Origin of the sequence: Methylococcus sp. EFPC2 (genome assembly GCF_016925495.1) — a bacterium.
Lineage (GTDB): Bacteria > Pseudomonadota > Gammaproteobacteria > Methylococcales > Methylococcaceae > EFPC2.
Window position 1 is genome coordinate 1,711,749 of record NZ_CP070491.1, and the last position, 18,412, is coordinate 1,730,160.

Genomic DNA, 18,412 nt, shown 5'->3' on the forward strand with positions numbered 1-18,412 from the left:
TCACGATATGTCCAGACTTTCCAGACATGGCAGCCTCATGCCGGGCAACCCCGGGGGCGTGCGCCTCAGGCCCCTGTCGGACGCCGTACGGGGCCTGATCGCCGGCAGCCTGGCACTCGGCGCTTGTCCCGCTTGGTCCGCGGATCACGCGGGACTTCCGGCCGCCATCCAACAGGTCTTGGGCAATCAACTTCACGTACCGGAGCTGGCCAACCCGGGGGGACACGCGTCCGGCACCTATAGCGCGGACGGCCAACGGCTCACCGTCCAGCAGACCACCGACAAGGCGGTGCTGGAATGGAGCCGCTTCGACATCGCGGAGGGTAAGGCGGTGGAGTTTAAGCAACCGTCGAGCAGCGCGGTCGCCCTGAACAACATCCACCAGAACGACCCCAGCCGGATTTACGGTCAGTTGACCGCCAACGGCCAAATTTATCTGGTCAATCAGAACGGCTTCGTGTTCGGCGCGGGCTCGGTCGTCAATGCGAACACGCTGGTCGCCACCACCCTGCCGGTCACCGGCGACGCGCTCGCGAATGGGCTTACCAAAGTGGTGGACGGCTACGGTGCGGGCGAACCGGTGGCGGCGCTGTCCGGCAGCGGCGAGATTTATCGTCGCGACGCCGAGGGTGGCATCCTGCGCGACAGCCAGGGTCAGCCGCAGAAGATCGGCATCTACGTGGAGCCGGGCGCGAAAATTGCGACGAACGCGCCGGCCGGGCGCATCCTGATCGCCGCACCCACGGTGCGGAACGAAGGCGAAATCACGGCCGACGACGGCCAGGTCATCTTGGCCGGGGCCACCGACAAGGTCTATTTGCAGGAAGCAGGGGCGGACTCGGACCTGCGCGGGGTGCTGGTCGAGGTCAAGACCGGCGGCAGCGTCACTAATCTGGGCAAGATCATGGCCGCGCGCGGCGATACGACCCTGATCGGATTTGCCTTGCGACAGCAAGGCATCGTTTCGGCATCCACCGCGGTGGCGGTGAATGGAATGGTGCATCTGCAGGCACGGGAAGGTGCCAGGCTGGAAACCGACCGCAACGGGGTCCGCCATCTAAAGCCCGAGAGCAGCGTGCGCCCGGCGGATGCCGGCGATGGACTCGGTACACGCGCTCAAGTCGTATTGGCCGAAGGCAGCCGCACATCGGTGGATCTGGACGAAAGCGGCGGTACCGCGGTCGACGAACAAAACCAACCCAAATCGCGCATCGACATCCAGGGCAACCGCATAACGGTCGAGTCGGGTGCCGTGATCGAGGCGAAGAGCGGCACACTGAATCTCGTCGCCACCCAAACACCCAACAATCCCCTCGCGGGAACTTCCGCGGCCAACGGCAGCCGCATCATGCTGGAAAGCGGCAGCCGGATAGACGCATCGGGATCGGACAACACCACCCTCCCCCTCTCGCGCAACCTGGTGGACGTCGAACTGCGCAATTACGAATTGCGCGACTCGCCGATCCAAAAAACCGGCATCCTGCACGGCAAGACCCTACGCGTGGACGTCCGCACCGGCACCCCGCTGGCCGACATCAGCGGAGCGACCGCTCGTATCCAGCGCTCGGTCTACGAGCGCAACGCGACCGGCGGAACGGTCAAGCTGTCGTCGGAGGGTGATGTCGTCGTCAACCCGGACGCACGGATCGACGTGTCCGGCGGCAGCGTCACCTACCAAGCCGGTTATACCGACACCACACAGCTGCTCTCGAACGGCCGGGTCTACGACATCGCCGAGGCCGACCCGGACCGGGTCTACGACGCCATACTCGGCGTGGTCGAAAAAATCTACCGGCGCTGGGGCCTCACGGAGCGCTGGGATTTCCGCCGCAGCCACTACGAGCCGGGCTATGTCCAAGGCTACGATGCGGGCGGTTTGAATATTGCGGCGCGCAATCTGTTGTTCGACGGCAGTCTGATCGCCCACACGCTGGACGGTATCCATCAGCGCCTCAGCGCCGACCGCGCCAAGGGCGGCAGCCTGGCCATAGACACCGCCTGGTCCGGTCTGACGCAACAAAACGTGATCTTCCAGGCCGACAGGCTCGTCCGGCCGCTCGGGGAAAACGCCCCCTTCCCGGCCGACGAGACGAAAACGCGCCCCGCCCCGCTGGTGATAAACAACGGCATCTACGACAACGGCGTGCGCGAGTTGAGCATCAACAGCAGCGGCCGGATTACCATCGACGGCAATACCGCGCTCGAAGTGCCCGCCGACGGCGCCCTGAAACTGACCGGAGGAGAAATCGAAGTCTCCGGTTCGCTGCACGCGCCCGCCGGGGAGGTCAGCCTGGCCACTCAGTACGCGCGGGGAAGCAGCCCTAGCCTGTCGGGCGACATCCTCATCGCCGAGGGCGCCCACATCGACGTTTCGGGTCTATGGATCAACGACTCGCTGGCCGGCGCCGATCCGAGTGCGCCCGTGCCGATCGGCGGAGGAAAAGTGGCGCTCCAGGCGGTGGGCAACCTGAGCTTGTCCGCCGGCAGCGCAGTCGCCGCCGAAGGCGGCGCATGGCTGCATACCGATGGCAGCCTGGAATCGGGCCGAGGCGGGGAGATCAAACTCGGCGTCGCAGGACTCAGGCCATCCGCCCTGACCCTGGACGGCCACCTGGGCGCCCAGGCGGTGGACCGTGGCGGCAAGCTGGAGATCACGGCCAATGCGATCCTCATAGGCCCGAGCGCCGACCCGGTGCCCGCCCATACCCTGCTTATTTCTCCGAACCTCCTGGAGACGGGGGGATACGCCGACATAAAACTGACCGCGAACGGCGGCGACATCGCCCTGGCCCCGGGCACCTCCATCCGCCTGCAGCAGCGCAATCTGCAATTACGCGAAGAAGCGGACTCGGCTCCCGGCGGAACGCTCCTGACCCGGATCGGCTATCCGACCATACTGCCGGATTACGTGCGTCAACCGGTCAATCTGAGCCTGGCCCTAGCCCAGGACGACAAGGTCGCCGGCTATTCCGCCGCGCGCTCCGTCGGTGTGGGAGAAAACGCCGCCATCCTGGGCGACACGGGCGCAAAGATCTCCCTGAGCGCGGACGCCGACATTCGGGTCGACGGCACGCTGTCCACCCCGGCCGGCCGAATAGAACTCGCGGTGAACGCGCCGCTGACGGCCGACACCGGGTATGCCGCCGACCAGGCCATCGCCCTGGGCCCGCATGCCCGTCTGCTGGCGCCCGGCACGGCGGTCTGGCAGCCAAATAGCCGGGGGCTGGACCTCGGCGAGGTAAAAGGCGGGGGCGACGTCGTGATCTCGGCCCTGCGCGGCTACATCCTCATGGACCGGCAGGCGCGCATAGACGTATCCGGCGGGAGCACGGAACTGGACGTCTACGCCGGCAAAAGCCTATACGCGCGCCAGTCCATCGCCTCCAAAGCCGGTTCCATCGCCCTGACCGCGGCGGAAGGCATGCAACTCGACGGCAGCCTGCGCGGCCATCCGGGACCGGGCGAGGGCGCCGCGGGCGGCAATCTGTCCCTCACCCTGGACGCGCGCTCCCGCGGCGAAGGCGAAGCCACGAGCTTTCCCGCCGGCCCGCGCGTCATTCATCTCGGCGCCGAGCGGATGCCGCGTCTCGAAGACGGCTGGTATGCCGATCCCGACGTGCCCGCCGCCCTCAATGGACAGGCTTATCTCAGCGACGACCAGGTCGCCGAAGGCGGGTTTTCCTCACTGAGCCTGCAGGCCGCCGTGCAGGTGCCCGAGACTTTTTCGAGCCGGCCGACGACGCCGGAACGGGGCGAAATCCGCTTCGATGGCGACGTCGACCTAAGCCTGGCTCGGCAAATCGTGCTGGACTCCCCCGTGTTGAGCGGGTCGGCGATGGATGCGGCCGAGCGGGGCGAGGTACGCCTGTCCGCCGCTTACCTCGCGGTCGGGTCCACGCTCAACCGCCAGGGCAGCGGACAAGTCTCGGCCGGCAGCGGCCGTTTGTCGCTCGACGGCGGCTGGATCGATCTGATCGGCGCCACGGAGACCCGGGGCTTCGGGCTTACCGCGCTCACCAGCTCCGGGGACATACGCCTGAGAGGCCTGAACCCCGGGCAGGAAATGAACCTGCTGGGCGAATTCAGCGTCGCCGGTCGATTGGACCTGTCCGCGCGCCAGATCTACCCCACCACCCTAAGCCGCTTCACCCTCAAGGTGGACGGGACCCTCAGCCCCGACGGCAGCCTGAACATCGGCCCCGGCGACGCCTCGGCGGCCACGCCGCTTGCGGCGGCGGGCAAACTCAGCCTGCAAGCCCCCCACATCGTCAACCGCGGCGTGTTGCGCGCGCCTTACGGCGAAATCGATATCGCGGCAAGCGCATCCCTCGTGCTGGACGCCGCCAGCCTCACCTCCACCTCGGTGTCGGGCAGGCTCATGCCCTACGGACGGACCCAGGGCGGCTTGGACTGGACCTACCCGCTGGGCTCCGGCACCCTCGTATTGACCGAAACGCCGGCACAAGGCATCTCGCTGAGCGGCCCGCGCATCGCCCTGAACGCAGGGGCGACGGTGGACTTTTCGGGCGGGGGCGATTTGTCGGCCTTCGAATTCATCGAGGGACCGGGCGGTTCCATAGACCGCCTGGACCCGGCCGCGCCCGGATATCGCGAGAACTATGCCGTCGTGCCCTGGCTAGGCAGCGCCTATGCCCCCTACGATCCGCTCGAATTCCCCGCCTCCGGCCTGCACATGGGCGACAGCGTCTACCTGAGCGGCGGCGGCGGGCTTCCCGCCGGCTATTACCCCTTGCTACCGGCCCATTACGCCTTGTTGCCCGGCGGGTATCTGATCACGCCTCAGGCCGCTACCGAGGACCTGCGGCCGGACGCGTCGTTCTCCCGGCTGGACGGCACCCCGGTGGTCGCTGGCTACCGCTATAGCGCGGGAACCAGCGAACGCGACACGCGCTGGAGCGGATACGCCTTGGAAACCGGCGCCATCGCCCGCACCCGCTCCGAATACCAGGAAACCACCGCGAGCGCGTTCTTCGCGCAAAAATCCGCCGGCGACGACATCCTGCGGGCCATGCCGAACGATGCCGGCCGCCTGACGATCGCCGCACAAGCCGAGTTGAGCCTGGCCGGCTCGATAGTCGCCCTGGCCGGCGACGGTGGACGCGGCGGGCGGGTGGATATCACGGCCGAGCGGCTGGCCATCGTACCGCGGCGGAATCGGGACGGTGCGTCCGTAGACGGAACGGTTTTGCTCGCCGCCGAGGAACTCGACCGGCTGCAGGTCGAAAGCCTGCTGGTGGGTGGGCGGCGCAGCCGGCAGGGCGATACCACGCACCTGAGCCTGGACGCCGCCTCGGTGGATCTGGGCGTAGGCGCCAAGCTGCAAGGGCCGGAGATCATCCTCGCGGCGCGGAACAGCCTGCGTGTAGCGGAAGGGGCCGAAATCTCGGCTCTCGGCACGGTGCCGGGGGATATCGAAACGCTGCGGGTCGGCACCTCGGGCGACGGCTCCGGCGGCGCCTTGTTGCGGGCTTCGGCCGGGGGGCAGGCCGATGTGGTCTGGGACGATAACGGCCTCCCCGCCACGACGGGCCTGTTGTTGGTCGATCCGGGCGCGGTATTGCGTGCCACCGGCTCCCTGCTGCTGGATGCGGCCCAAGACACCGTCGTGCGCGGCGAGATCGCGATGGAGGGCGGCGCGCTGAGCCTGGGCGCCAGCCGCATCAGCCTGGGTGATGCGCCCATGGAGACACGCGGCCTGGCGTTGTCCGAAGCGCAGCTCAACCGCTTCCGCGCGGACGAACTGCGGCTGACCAGCCGCAGTTCCATCGACCTCTACGGCAATTTGAACATCGGCACCCGACGACTCCGCTTGCGCTCCGCCGGGCTATACGGACAGGGCGAGGCCGGCGATACGGCGCGCATCACCGCCGACGACATGGTGCTGGAAAACAGCCTCCAGGCGGTCGCAGGCGCTGCACCGGCCGGCAACGGAAATCTCAGACTCAACGCGGCCCGCATCGAACTCGGTGAAGGCGATTACGCGCTCCGGGGTTTCGCCGGCATCCAACTCGCGGCCCGCGACGCCCTCGTCACCGCGGGCTCGAGCACGGTGGCATTCGATGCGGACACGCGGCTCGCCGCCGGCAAGCTCAGCGCGGAAGCCGGCGCGAACGCGGTGATCGACGCGGGCGAGCACGCCCTGACCGTGGCGCCGCTGGCCGGCGGACGGCCGTCCGCCACCAACGCCGGGCTCGGCGCGCGATTGAGCCTGCGGGCCGGCACGATCGACCACTGTGGAACGATAGAACTGCCGGCCGGCTCCCTGAGCCTGGCCGCCACGGGCGAGCTGAACTTGGCCGGCGGCTCCCGCATCGATGTGGGCGGCCGGTCCGTCGATCTGGCGGGCAATCTCGTTTACGCGAACGCGGGTTCCTTGAGTCTGAGCTCCGAATCCGGCAACGTGACGGCGGAGTCCGGCTCCTCGATCACGCTGTCCGCCGACCCGCTCGGCGGCGATGCCGGCCGCCTGAGCATAAAGGCGGCAGCCGGAACGGTCAGGCTGGGCGGAACCCTCAGCGCACGGTCGAACGCCGGCTACGAGGGCGGCCGTTTCAGCCTGGATGCCTCGGCGCTGGAAGGCGGGAACTTTTCCGCTCTCAACACCGTTTTGTACGACGCGGGCTACTCCCAATCGCTGGACATCCGTCTGCGTTCCGGCGATCTCCACGTCGCCGCGAGCGACCGGGTATCGGCCCGCGAGATCCGCCTCACGGCCGACCGCGGCAAGCTGAGCGTGGCCGGTACGCTCGATGCGAGCGGCCCGGAAGCCGGCCGCGTGGAACTCGCCGCGGGCGGGCCGCTGAGTCTGCAGACGACGGGACGCATACTGGCGAGGTCGACGGCAAGCGGTGAATCGGGTGGCCGGGTGATGCTGGCATCGGCCGCCGCCGACGGCGTGCAAGGTGTCAGCGTCAGCGCGGGCGCCCTGGTCGACGTATCGGGCGGACCGGGCGGCACGGGCGGATCCGTCACCGTCCGTGCATCGCGGGTCGGAACCGACGACGCGGCGGTCGACATCGCCCCCGGCACGGTGGCGGGCGCGGCGCAAACGGACCTGGAGGCGGTGCAGACCTACACCGACGTGCCGCTGAGCAATGCCACCCTCGCCCTCTGGCGCGCCGAGACGGCCGACTACGTGTCGGCCGCGCTGGCCAACGCCGGTCTTCGCGCCCGCCTGGCCGGCTTCAGGCTGACGCCGGGACTGGAAGTCCGCAGCAGCGGCGACCTGGATCTGGCCCTGCGCGACGCCATCAACGGCGAGACCTGGACGCGGGTGGGCAGCACCAACGTGTGGACCACCCGGCTGGGCGAAGTCGCGGGCGCGGTGGATGCCGTCGAGGAAAAAAGCGCGGACGGCAGCCTGAGACCATTGCAGGCCGCGAGTTCGAAGACGCTGACGCGGGACGGCACCTATTTCTTCGACACCGACCCGACCTCGACCACCTTCCGGCAGTTGTATGTCCGGGTTTATCCGGACAACCGGCTGTCCGGCACGAACCGTTACAACCCCGCGCGCATCGGCTACGAGCTGACCGAATCCAACGGCTGGGACTTCTCGTTTCCGGCCGCGGACGGCAGCACCTGGCGCTTCGGACCGGAAGGCACGCCCGGCGTGTTGACGGTACGCGCCGCCGGCAAGCTGAACATAGACCGCGATCTGACGGACGGTTTCGCGCTGTACAGCGCCAGCCAGTTGAGCCGCTATTTCGGCGCCACCGGAAGCTGGCTGCCCACGCTGATGCTGCAACCCGGCGCATCCTGGTCTTATCGGCTGGCCGCGGGCGCCGACCTGAGCGGTGCGGACCCGCGGGCGGTCAAGCACGCGAGTGCCGACAGCGGCCGCGACCTGTTCGTGGCGCCGGGCGCCTCGGTGAGAACCGGAACGGGCGATATCGATGCCGCCGCCAGCGGCGACATCAGGCTGAGCGACTGGACCTCGACGATCTACACCGCCGGCAGGCCCAGCGACCAGCGCCGCTACGGCAGCCTGAGCAATACGACGGTACGGACCGCCTTCTATGCGGAATATCCGGTCGATGGCGGCGACATCAGCCTGGCCGCGGGACGCGACATTGTCGGCGCCGCCACGCCGCAGTTCATGTCGGACTGGCTGGTGCGCACCGGTCACTGGGATCCGAGCGACGGCATCACCGACGGCACGGCTCAGTCGGGCGACCGCCCCACGGCCTGGGGCATCGCCTACGACGGCATCGTTTTGGCCAGCAATCCGGTGAGCAGCCTGAAGTACGGTTTCCGCGAGAATATCGGCGCGCTCGGCGGAGGCGAGGTGAGCGTGGCGGCGGGCCGCGATGTGCGGGACCTCTCGGTGATGCTGCCCACCAGCGCCAAACCCGTGGGCCGGGTGGAAAGCGGGCGGATCGTCGAAAACACCCGGCAGTTGAACGGAGGCGGCGACCTGCGCGTGACGGCAGATGGCGACATTGTCGGCGGGGTGTATTACGTCGATAGCGGGTCCGCCCGCCTGAGCGCCGCCGGGTCGATCACCGGCGGCAGCCAATACACCGCAGGGCCGGTTTTCGCCCTGGGCGACGCGGCATTCGATATCGACGCCGGCGCCGGCATAGCCGTCGGCGCGGTGCTCAATCCATTCGCCGTCACCGCCTCGAAATACACCGACAAGACGGCTTATTTCACCACCTACTCGCCGGCCAGCGCCATTGCATTGCGTGCGGCTTCGGGCCAAATCCGCCTGAATAACGACGTATCGCTGATCACGAAGCAGTATCTGGTCTACAGCACCGACCAGCCCGATGGGGCGCCCGTGCTGTCGGAAGGTGCCGACGACGAGGCCCTGCTGCGGATTTATCCGGGCACGCTGGCCGCCCAGGCCTTGAGCGGCGGCATCGAGATCGACGGCGCCTTCAGTCTTTATCCCTCGCCGCAGGGGAACCTGCGCCTGCTAGCCCGCGAGGACATCGAACTCGGCCAGGCCGTCATCGTCAGCCAGTCCGATGTGGATCCCTCCCAGGCCCTCTCGCCGGATAAACCGGCCGGCAGTCCGGCCGGTCCGGCCCAACTCCTGGACCTCACCCGGGCCTATTTGCTTGGATTCGACTCGACCCGGCTGCACGCGGCCACGCCCATCCATGTAAACGACCTCGATCCCGTCGTGATTGCCGCCGCGTCCGGCAGCATCGAGGCCCTCAACGACTCCCTCGTTTCCACCGCCGAGCCCGCCAAAATCAGCGCCGGTCGGGACATCAAGGGCCTGGGCCTGAAACTGCAGAACATCGCCGATAGCGACGTCTCGGAAATCCGCGCCGGGCGCGACCTGAGCTATCCCATCCCGCGCAATCCTACTAGCGGACAACTGTTACCGGGTTATCAATCGCTGGAAATCGCGGGGCCCGGACAGCTTTATGTACAGGCCGGCCGTCACGTGGACCTCGGCAGCTCGGAAGGTATTTTTTCCATCGGTAACCTCTCGAATCCCGGTTTGGCGGACTTCGGAGCCACACTGTCCATATTCGCAGGCCTGCAGGAACAGCCCGACTACGACCGCTTTGTCCGCAGCTATCTCGAAAATTCACACGCCTACCGCGAACCGCTTGCGGACTATCTGCGCGCCCGCACCGGCGATGCCGAGCCGACGGCGGAGACCGCACTGGCGGCCTACCTAGCGCTGCCGGAAACCCGACGCAGGGAGTGGCTGCTGGCGGTCTTCTTCCAGGAATTGAAGGCTTCCGGGCTTGCGGCGGCCGGCACGTCGGAGCCTGGCGCCAAAGCGGAAGCCTACCGGCGCGGCGAGGAGGCCATCGCCGCGCTGTTTCCCTCGTCCGGCTACCGCGGCGACATCAGGCTTTTCTTCAGCAAGATACACACGCTGGACGGCGGCGACATCAATCTCCTGGCGCCCGGCGGCACCATCAACGCGGGGCTGGCATCCGCCTTCAGCGGCGCGAAGGCGCCGGACAGGTTGGGGATCGTGGCGCAGCGGGAAGGCGACATCAACGTCTTTCTGCGCGACGATTTTCAGGTCAATCGATCCCGGGTGTTTACCCTGGATGGCGGCGATATCACCGCCTGGTCGGCGTTAGGCGACATCGACGCCGGACGAGGCTCCAAGTCTGCCCTGGCCGCACCGGCGCCGAGCTATAGCTTCGATGCCAAGGGAAATCTGGTCGTGAGCCTCCCGCCGGCCGTTTCGGGCAGCGGCATCCGGGCACAGTCGGGCAGCCTGACCGGGCGTAACGCAGGTACCGCAAGAAAATCCACCCTCCCCCACAGCGTCCTGCGCCCCGCCCGGGCACAAGCGCTCTACGGCGATGTGGTGCTGGTGGCGCCCAAGGGCATCGTCGACGCGGGCGAGGCCGGCATAGGCGGGCAAAATGTCGCCATCGCGGCAACCGCGGTGGTCGGCGCTTCCAATATCCAGGCTTCGGGAACCACGACCGGCGTACCGACGGCCGTCGCGGCGCCGAGTGTACCGACCGGTGCGGACGGTACGCTGAGCAATGCCGGCAAGGCGGCGATGCAAACGGCAGGCGCAGACCCCATGCCGGCCAACGGCGGCTATCGCGGCCAGGCTCCGGTCCTCAGCATCCTCAGCGCGGATTTGATCGGATTCGGCGAGTTGAGCGTCGGCGATGTCCGGGCCGGCAAGGCGGGAACCGGCCGCTGAGCAGGTGGGCAGACCCGGCGGACGCGCAACGCGGTTTGTTGCGTAATTGCCCCGCACGCGCTTGAATACGCCGGTCGCCCACCCGTAACCGGAGCCCACAGCCCCGTGCCGAAACTCAAGAAAATCGCCAAGACCGACGCCGCCCTCTCCAACGAGCCCTTCATCAAACTCAATCTCCGTCTGATGTTCGGCAACAACATCGCCATGGGTCCCGGCAAGGCCGATTTGCTGGAAGGCATCGTCAAGACCGGTTCCATCAGCGCGGCCGGCCGCAGCATGGAGATGAGCTACCGGCGCGCCTGGCTGCTGGTGGACGAGATGAACCATTGCTTCAAGGCGCCGCTGGTGGAAACCGTCAAGGGCGGACAGCGCGGCGGCGGCGCCCGCCTGACCCCTCTGGGCGTGCAGGTATTGGAAAAATACCGCTTGATGAACGCCTCCAGCAAACAGGCGGCCGCGGCCTATCTGGGCTTGTTCAAGGACTTGATGGCCGATACTCCGCCACCGCCGCATGGTTCCGGCCACGACACCGTGCCCGATGCCCCCGTCGAGCACACCGACGGCGCCGCGCCACCGTCTGCTTGATCGAGCCCCCCGGTTCCTCCGTTTACACTTCCCCTACGCCGGCCTGAGCCCGCAACCTTGGGCTTTTCGGGGCCACTATTGGAAGTAGCCTATTTCTCCGGCGGTGCTCACATCGCCGCCGCCGACAATTTAGACTAAGCCCGCAAGCCAACTCAAAGTCAGCGAGGTGAACGCTAATGGAATTAGGCATGATAGGACTCGGGCGCATGGGCGCCAACATGGCGCGTCGTCTGATGCAGGACGGCCATCGGATAGCGGCCTACGACGTCGCACCCAAAGCGGTCGCGGACCTGGTGGGCGCCGGCGCGCAGGGCGCCGCCTCGCTGGAGGAGCTGGTGCAACTCCTCACGCCGCCGCGCGCCGTGTGGTGCATGTTGCCGGCGGGCGATATCACCGAACACGCCCTGCGGCGATTGGGCGAACTCCTGTCGCCCGGCGACATCCTCATCGACGGCGGCAATACCTTTTTCAAGGACGACATCCGTCGCGCCGGCGAGCTGGCCAATAAAGGCATCGTCTACCTGGACGTGGGCACCAGCGGCGGCGTCTGGGGCGCGGAACGCGGCTACTGTCTGATGGTCGGCGGTCCCGTCGAGGGTTTCCGCCACCTTGAGCCAGTTTTCGCCAGCCTGGCGCCGGGCCACGACGCCGCGCCCCGCACACCGGGGCGGGAAGGCGAAACGTCCGCGGCCGAACACGGTTATCTGCACTGCGGCCCGGTCGGCAGCGGACATTACGTCAAGATGGTGCACAACGGCATCGAGTACGGTTTGATGCAGGCCTATGCCGAAGGTATGGACTTGTTGCGCAGCCAGGCCCAGGTCCCGGAGGAAACCGGCGCCCGCTACGAGCTGAACCTCGAACAAATCACCGAAGTCTGGCGACGCGGCAGCGTGATCGGCTCCTGGCTGCTGGATCTGTCGACCATGGCGTTCGCCGAGGATCCCAACCTGTCCCGCTACACCGGTTATGTGCCGGATTCCGGAGAAGGCCGCTGGACCGTGCAAACTGCGGTGGAAAACGCCGTGCATGCGCCGGTGCTGACTTCCTCCCTATACGCGCGCTTCCGCTCGCGGCAGGATTCCACCTTCGCCGACCGCACCCTCTCCGCGATGCGGGAAAAATTCGGCGGCCACAAGGAAACCTCGTCCTGATCCACAGCAGCCGTGGTGGGACGATCGGTCCGGCAAGGCCGTCTCATCCTGGCGTGTCCGAACCTACCGGGCCCGTCGGCCAATCTCGTTGGATGATAAGGCGCTCAAGGTAACCCGAGAGCCCCGGTATTTGTGGGAGCGGGCTTTAGCCCGCGAAGATCGCGGCCTGAAGACCGCTCCCAGCATGGCTGTTTGGACCGGGTATAGGTAGGCTCCGCCGGACCATCGGCGCCTGGACAGCCGGTCCGGCGAGCGGCCCGCGCCCGGACTCAACGGATGATGTCGAAGCTGTAATCGGTCTTGGACGGCACCTTGCTGTTACGATCGATTTCGTCGAAAACCTTGTCGAGTATCCACGTCAGCACATTCAATCCTCCCTGATAGCCCCAGAGTGGATAGCGATGGTGGTGATGCCGGTCGAAGATCGGGAAACCGATGCGTATCAAAGGCGTACCGGTGTCGCGTTCCAGATATTTGCCATAGGTGTTGCCGATCAGGAAATCGACGGGATCGGTAAACAGCAGCGAACGCATATGCCATAAGTCCTTGCCGGGATAAACCTTGCAGTTCTGCCCAAAGGGCGAAAACGCGAGCATGGACTCCACTTTTTCCGCCCAGGCTTTGTTGCCATTGGTCGAGAGGATGTGTTTCGGCTCGGCGCCCAGTTCCAGCAGCATACCCGTCAAGCCGAGGCAGAGATCGGGGTCGCCGTAGATGGCAAAGCTCTTGCCGTGGATGTGGGCCGAGGAGTCGGCGATGGCGTCGACCAACCGTCCTCTTTCTCTTTCCAGGGATTTGGGTATGGGTTTGCCGGTGATGCGCGATACCGCCATCAGGAATCCGTCCGTACCGCCCACGCCGAGCGGGTGATTGAAGGCGACCACCTCCTGGCCATGGTCGGCGACGAACGGCAAGGTCTTTTCCGTGCAGAACTCTTGCAGGGAAAGGGTGGCCTTGGCATGCAAGGCACTGGCCGCCTGTTCCAGGGTGGTGCCGCCGTCGAACATGCGGAAGGTCCCGTCGGTCGGGGTATCCAGGACGTCGCTGTTGTCCCCCAGAATGGTGAAATCCACCTCCATCAACTTAAGGATGCGTTTGATCTCCCGCAGATTGCCCACCGTATAGCCGTCGAACCCCCCGATGATGTTGATCGACTCGTTGGGCACCCGCACCAGAGGTTCGACCGTGCCGGCCTTGCCGTCCCAGAAATGCTGGAGGACGCCGCGCATCAGGTTGTCATAGCCGGTGACGTGGCTGCCGACGAAGGCCGGCGTGTGCGCTAACGGAACGTCGAACGCCTCGGGCACGCTGCCTTTTTCCTTGGCCGTCTTGATGAAGGCATTGAGATCGTCCCCGATGACTTCCGCCATGCAGGTGGTTGAAACGGCGATCATCTTGGGTTGATACAAGTTATAGGAATTGGCCAGGCCGTCGATCATATTGCCCAAGCCGCCGAAAACCGCGGCATCTTCGGTCATCGAAGACGACACGCACGAGGCCGGCTCCTTGAAATGCCGGCTGAGATGGCTGCGGTAGTAGGCCACGCAACCCTGCGAGCCGTGCACGAAAGGCAAAGTGCCCTCGAAGCCGGTCGCGGCGAAGACTGCCCCCAAGGGCTGGCAGCCCTTGGCGGGATTGATAACCAGCGCTTCGCGGGCGAAATTCTTATCCTGGTAGTCCTGGGTTTTCATCCACTCCCTGACTTCTTCCACCTTGTCGTCCGGTTCGGCGGATTCGAATTCTTTTTTCTTGTTCGCGAACATCTCGGTGTATTCGGGTTCGCGGAACAGGTTGAAATGATCGAGCACATGGTCGGCGTTTTGCGACATGATGGGCGTCCTCGTGTTTTGCTTGAAAGTTTTTCGAAATTGCCTGGATTACGCGCTGAGTCTGTTCCATCGGAAAGACACGCGAAGGACCCGATTCAGGCGACCTATCTGTCTAGAGCAGGCTGGTTGGCCACCCGAAACCCCGCTGATCCAGACTCGGGAACACCGGATACGATGTATCGATTTTTATATATCCAATTTCCATTCCAATTTCATGGTAATTCACTATTTGCTTGTCTATTAAAGACTTATAAATGAAGACGACTTTATCCATAGCCTTTCGCTGCACTAAAACATTGCGAAAAGTATGGAGATACGCCGTTGCTGCACTCTATTGACGCATCACGCTGCACCCCGGCTCAGCTAGGCGGTATCCGCTCCAGGAACAGCGGGGCAAATGGTATGATCGATCAAGGCAAATCGATGGATGGATTGAGCACGGAAGACCTTCTCTTGTCGGGAAGATCCGAGTTGATTCGTCGTCGAGTTTACCCTCGACGCTCATCCAAGATGGATAAAGTCGAGCATGGAAAACGTCTCGCAGACAGGCCGCACAAGCTTTCAGTGGATGCTTTCCCACGGCTTATTATGCTCATTGGCCCTTGGGACGGACTATCGCAACCCCACCGGCGGTGTTTATCCACGTAGTACGGAGTGACTGATGTCAGCAGGAACCCTCAACGACGCCGTTCGGGCCAACGGCAATCCGCTGGCCGAACGCGATGTCGAGCAACAGCAACCGCAAGCCTGCACCCTGGTGATCTTCGGCGGCGGCGGCGATCTGAGCCGGCGCAAGCTGCTGCCGGCCATCTACAACCAGGGCCTGGACGGAGAATTGCCGGCCAGTTTCGCCCTGCTGGGATTTGCCCTGGAAGACCTGAACGACGACAGTTTCCGGGACTTCGCCAAGGGCGGCATCGAGCGCTATTCGCGCCGCCCGGTGGACCCGGATTATTGGCCCGACTTCGCCAGGCTAGTGCACTACGAGCAGGGCTCTTTCGACGATGCGCAAGCCTATGAGCGCCTGAAAGCGCGCTTGGACGAAATCGACGCCCACTTCGGCATACCGGGCAACCGTATCTTCTACCTGGCCATACCGCCGGCGCTGATCGGCACCTGTGTGTCCCATCTGAAACAAGCCGGGCTGGTCAATCCGGCCGATGGCATCAGCCCCTTCACCCGTGTGATCGTGGAAAAACCCATAGGGCGCGACCTGGAAAGCGCGCGCAAGATCAACGCCACGCTGAGCGAAAACCTCGACGAGTCGCAGATTTACCGCATCGATCACTATCTCGGTAAGGAAACCGTGCAGAACATCCTGGTGCTGCGTTTCGGCAACGCCATCTTCGAACCCCTGTGGAACGCGCGCTACATCGACCACGTGCAAATCACCGTCGCCGAGGAAGAAGGCGTGGGCACGCGGGCCGGCTATTACGACAAGGCCGGCGCGCTGCGCGACATGGTGCAGAACCACATCCTGCAATTGCTGACCCTGATCGCCATGGAACCGCCCTGGAGCATGGACGCCGACGTGATCCGCAATCATCGCCAGGACGTGCTGAACTGCCTGCGCCGCATCGACCGCGCCACGGTCGACCAGCATTTGGTGCGTGCGCAGTACGGCCCGGGCTTCGTACGCGGGGAGGACGTGCCGGGCTACCGTCGCGAGGAAAACATCTCGTCGGACTCGACCACCGAGACCTACGTCGCGCTCAAGGTTTTCGTCGACAACTGGCGCTGGTCCGGCGTGCCTTTCTATATCCGCACCGGCAAACGCATGCCCAAGCGCGCTAGCGAGATCGCCATCCATTTCAAACCGATTCCGCCCATCCTGTTCAATTCCAACCCCGACCAGACGCTGGAGCCGAACGTTCTTACCCTGAACATCCAGCCCAACGAAGGCCTGTCGATGCGCATCGCCACCAAGCTGCCGGGTTCCAAGGTACGCATCTACCCGGTGAAGATGGACTTCCGCTATGGCTCGACGTTCGGCGAACAATCGCCCGAGGCCTACGAGCGCCTGTTACTGGACGTGATGGCGGGCGATGCCACGCTGTTCATGCGCCGCGACGCCGTCGAGGCGTCGTGGATATGGGTGCAGGACATTTTCGACGCCTGGGCCGAAACGCGCACCCGCTGGCTGCCGGAATATCCGGCGGGAACCTGGGGGCCGTTGGACGCGGATCGCCTGATCGAAACCGACGGCCGTCGCTGGCGCCTGCTCTGAGGTGGCCGCCGTGAACCTGGACGAACTGCTTTCCAAAAAAATCGTCTCGCTGCCGCCCGTCCCCTCCCCCATAGACCGCGTCGATCGCGAGCTGGACGCCATGTGGGAGGCCCTGCGCCTAGGCTGGAATGATGCCGAGGCGGTCACCCGCGCCTGCATGTCCAACCTGCTGATTTATTGCGACAACCGTACCCAGGCCGAAAACGTGCGCGCGGACCTGCCCTATGTCCTGCAGGAACATCCCGCCCGCGTGCTGCTGATGTGGGAGGAACAGGAAAGCCTGCAGGACGACATTGCCGCCACGGTAAGCATCCACTTCTCCCGTCTCAACCAGGGCTTGCAGGTCTTGGGCGAAGAAGTAGGGGTCGCCTGCAGCGCCAACGCGGATCAGCGACTACCCTCGGTGGCGCGCGCGCTATTGATCGGCGATCTTCCCACCGCGCTCTGGTGGGCGTCCAGCCGACCGCCGGCGAGCGCCGGCAAACTCTTCGACGAGCTGGTCCGCGTCGCGGAACAACTCATATTCGACAGTCTCGGCTGGCTCAATCCGCCCAAGGGCATCCTGGCAATGTCGCAATGGATGCTGGCGGACCGCGGCCAACATGTGGTTTACAACCTGGCCTGGCGGCGCCTGAAACCCTGGCGTAAGCTGCTGCGCGAAACCCTGGACCCGGTCGTGCTGCCGGATGCTTACACGCATGCGACACGGCTGGAATTGCAGCATGGTCCCCACGCCCTGCCCATGACCTGGCTGCTGGTCGGCTGGCTGGTGGATCGTCTGGGATGGCGGCCGACGGAAGGCAAGCTGCTATCGAAATCCGCCGTCATGTGGCGCTTCAACGCGCCCCAGGGCACTGTCACCGTGCAGATCACGCGGCTGCCCGAGGGCGATCCGGTGCTGAACCGGCTCGATTGGCACTGGCAAGGTCAACGTCCGGGCCAGGCCACGTTCACGAGTTCCGGCGACCGCAAACTGGACGTACGTTTGCACGGGGAGGCAGAACCTTCCCGCGCGCTGCTGGCCCCCCGCAACGACCGGGCAACCCTGATCGCCGAACAGCTGGCCCATCGCGACCGCGACCGCCTCTACGAAAGCGCCCTGGCGATTTCCAATGCCATGGCAACCGCCGTACTGCGCTAGGCAAACACTCCCGCCGGAGATTGACTCCATGATGCAAACGGAATCAGCGAAACACTATTCGTAAGTACCACTCGAAGCAGGAGCCGATCGTTTGAACGCTCCTTTCAGGAAATAGCCCGCGCGATCGCGTAGGCCGCACCGGCCGCCAAACCGCCGGTGAACAAGGTCTGGAAAGCGCTGCGCCAGGGCCGGGTGCCGGTGTAGCGGCCTTTGACATAGCCGAATACCGCCAGCGCCAGCAGGGTGATGACGACGGAAACCTCGAGCGCGCCCTGCGCAGTCGGCAGGACGATATAAGGTCCCAGGGGTATCAGCCCACCCAGAATGTAGGACGTGGCGATCGTCAACGCGCTGATCAAGGCACGACGGGGATCGGGTTTTTCCAGGCCCAGCTCGAAGCGCATCATGAAGTCGACCCAAACTTCCGGCCGGCGGCGCAATGCCGTGATCACCGGCTTGATGTCGGCCGCCTTGACGCCGTAAGCCGTGAAGATTTCGACCACTTCGGCCACTTCGTCGCCGGGTTTGTGCTCGACCTCGAACTCCTCACGCTTGCGTTCGGCCTGATAATGCTCGGCGTCGCTCTTGGCGGCGAGGTAGCCTCCGAGCCCCATGGCGATCGAGCCGGCGGCGATTTCGGCCAGACCGGCGGTGACGATCAGCCCTGTCGTGTCGATCGCCCCGGTCAAACCGGCCGCCAGAGCGAAAGGCACGGTCAGGCCATCGGCCATGCCGATCACGATGTCGCGTACGCTTTCCGAACCCGTGAAGTGACGCTCTATATGGGAGGTCTGAGGCATGGGGCTTACTCAA

7 protein-coding genes are annotated in these 18,412 nt (G+C 65.3%); 5 read left to right on the plus strand and 2 right to left on the minus strand.

What is annotated here, in order from left to right:
• Nucleotides 1-7 precede the first annotated feature (7 nt).
• The 3 genes from JWZ97_RS07145 (at nucleotide 8) to gnd (ending at nucleotide 12,402) form a co-directional block, all read left to right on the plus strand.
• Nucleotides 8-10,663, plus strand: a complete 10,656-nt coding sequence (locus tag JWZ97_RS07145) for a filamentous haemagglutinin family protein (RefSeq protein WP_205434092.1) — start codon at nucleotides 8-10, stop codon at nucleotides 10,661-10,663.
• A 105-nt stretch (nucleotides 10,664-10,768) separates the two neighbouring features.
• A complete protein-coding gene (locus tag JWZ97_RS07150; protein ID WP_240342523.1) occupies nucleotides 10,769-11,248 on the plus strand; it encodes a winged helix-turn-helix domain-containing protein in 480 nt (159 codons plus the stop codon).
• Nucleotides 11,249-11,436: 188 nt separating this feature from the next.
• On the plus strand, nucleotides 11,437-12,402 hold the full coding sequence (gnd, locus tag JWZ97_RS07155; RefSeq protein WP_240342524.1) for a phosphogluconate dehydrogenase (NAD(+)-dependent, decarboxylating): 966 nt from the start codon (nucleotides 11,437-11,439) through the stop codon (nucleotides 12,400-12,402).
• A 269-nt stretch (nucleotides 12,403-12,671) separates the two neighbouring features.
• On the opposite strand, the gene nifK is transcribed toward gnd, so the two are convergent.
• Nucleotides 12,672-14,231, minus strand: a complete 1,560-nt coding sequence (gene nifK, locus JWZ97_RS07160; protein ID WP_205434094.1) for a nitrogenase molybdenum-iron protein subunit beta — start codon at nucleotides 14,229-14,231, stop codon at nucleotides 12,672-12,674.
• A 661-nt stretch (nucleotides 14,232-14,892) separates the two neighbouring features.
• Here nifK and zwf point away from each other — a divergent pair.
• Together zwf and JWZ97_RS07170 are read left to right on the plus strand one after the other, a co-directional pair.
• Complete coding sequence (gene zwf, locus JWZ97_RS07165) at nucleotides 14,893-16,458, plus strand: glucose-6-phosphate dehydrogenase (protein ID WP_205434095.1); 1,566 nt, start codon at nucleotides 14,893-14,895, stop codon at nucleotides 16,456-16,458.
• A 10-nt stretch (nucleotides 16,459-16,468) separates the two neighbouring features.
• On the plus strand, nucleotides 16,469-17,599 hold the full coding sequence (locus tag JWZ97_RS07170; protein ID WP_205434096.1) for a glucose-6-phosphate dehydrogenase assembly protein OpcA: 1,131 nt from the start codon (nucleotides 16,469-16,471) through the stop codon (nucleotides 17,597-17,599).
• A 104-nt stretch (nucleotides 17,600-17,703) separates the two neighbouring features.
• Here the strand turns inward: JWZ97_RS07170 and JWZ97_RS07175 are convergent, their stop codons facing one another.
• Nucleotides 17,704-18,399, minus strand: coding sequence for a VIT1/CCC1 transporter family protein (locus JWZ97_RS07175; RefSeq protein WP_205434097.1), 696 nt, complete (start codon nucleotides 18,397-18,399; stop codon nucleotides 17,704-17,706).
• Nucleotides 18,400-18,412: the final 13 nt, after the last annotated feature.

Bases quoted from the DNA above. Each gene is read 5' to 3' on its own strand.
- JWZ97_RS07145 (WP_205434092.1), top strand. From the start codon at position 8: ATGTCCAGACTTTCCAGACATGGCAGCCTCATGCCGGGCAACCCCGGG.
- gnd (WP_240342524.1), top strand. From the start codon at position 11,437: ATGATAGGACTCGGGCGCATGGGCGCCAACATGGCGCGTCGTCTGATG.
- nifK (WP_205434094.1), bottom strand. From the start codon at position 14,231: ATGTCGCAAAACGCCGACCATGTGCTCGATCATTTCAACCTGTTCCGC.
- zwf (WP_205434095.1), top strand. From the start codon at position 14,893: ATGTCAGCAGGAACCCTCAACGACGCCGTTCGGGCCAACGGCAATCCG.
- JWZ97_RS07175 (WP_205434097.1), bottom strand. From the start codon at position 18,399: ATGCCTCAGACCTCCCATATAGAGCGTCACTTCACGGGTTCGGAAAGC.